Here is a 1,174-nt window from a genome sequence, read left to right on the forward strand (position 1 = left end):
AGGACCCCGCCTTGCGGCGCGCCGCTGAGCGTCGCGTTCCAGGTCCAGTCTTCCAAGTATCCGGCTCGGAGCATGTTGCGCACGAGCCGCAGGAACCGGTTGTCGTGGATTTTCTCGCCCAGGATGTCGAGCATCACTTGATGGTCAAGCGAGTCGAAACACTTGGCGATATCACCCTCGATGAACCATGTCGTCCCGGTCCAGGTATGCGCCACCTCGCTCAACGCGGTGTGACAGCCTCTTCGGGGACGGAAACCGTGTGAATGGCCGGAGAAGCCGGGTTCGAAGTAGGCCTCCAGGAGGAGGCGCATCACCTCGCCCACCAGCTTGTCCCTCCATGGCGGCACGCCCAGCGGTCTCCTTTTCCCGTTCTTCTTCGGGATGAAGACACGCTTGACCGGCTGGAATCGGAATCGCTCGTGGCGTAACGCATCGATGATGCGTCCGATCTTTTCCAGCGACATGCCGTCTGCGGTTTCCCCTGAGACCCCTGGCGTCATCGCCCCCTTGTTGGAGTAGATGCGGCCATGGGCCAGTAGATACAACTGCGGGTTGAACATCTGTCGATAGAGCTTGTTGCACGGCAGGTTACGCCTACCTCGTTCACGAAGGATGTCAAGTACCGCTTCGGCGCTCTGCATTACGCATACCTCCCGGTCCTGTCGATCCGTATCACCTGTGCCCCTTGGCCCTGTGGACGGCTTTCCCGCCCTCCCAGACAGGTCGTTACTCCTGCGACTACTACGGGCACTCCGTCACCATGGGGCTCGCGCCCTTTAGGTGATCCCATGGTTCGTCTTGATGTACGTATCTAGCGCGACTTAGGCGCCCCACTCATCTCCTTGCATTCCCTCGCTGGGAATCGCCCCGCCTCCCGGAGTTGCTTCGGCTGGCAGAAATGGCCGATGCAGGAAACGGCGTCGGCTCCAGGTATCGTGCCGACGGGTCCGTGTTTTAACCGACTGGAGATTGGGGTTCAGGCAATCCAGCTTTCGCCGTATCGCGCGGGCCTCGCGGCGCACCGTCCCTGATACCTGGACCCGGCCGCCGCTTTCCTGACATGCTACGGTCCCCTTCGCCTTTCGGCTCCAGGTAAGTCATTCAGCCCAGGAATACTCTCCGAATTCCTCCCAGCTCAGCCGGGAATACATCAAGGCGCTTCCATGGCGCACTC

1 protein-coding gene is annotated in these 1,174 nt (G+C 60.8%); it reads right to left on the bottom strand.

What is annotated here, in order from left to right; all coding sequences use genetic code 11:
* A partial coding sequence (locus ACIOKD_RS42040; RefSeq protein ID WP_402093765.1) for a reverse transcriptase/maturase family protein occupies positions 1-641 on the bottom strand: 641 nt, incomplete at its 3' end.
* Positions 642-1,174 lie beyond the last annotated feature (533 nt).

Source organism: Streptomyces sp. NPDC087844, assembly GCF_044742785.1.
Classification (GTDB): domain Bacteria; phylum Actinomycetota; class Actinomycetes; order Streptomycetales; family Streptomycetaceae; genus Streptomyces.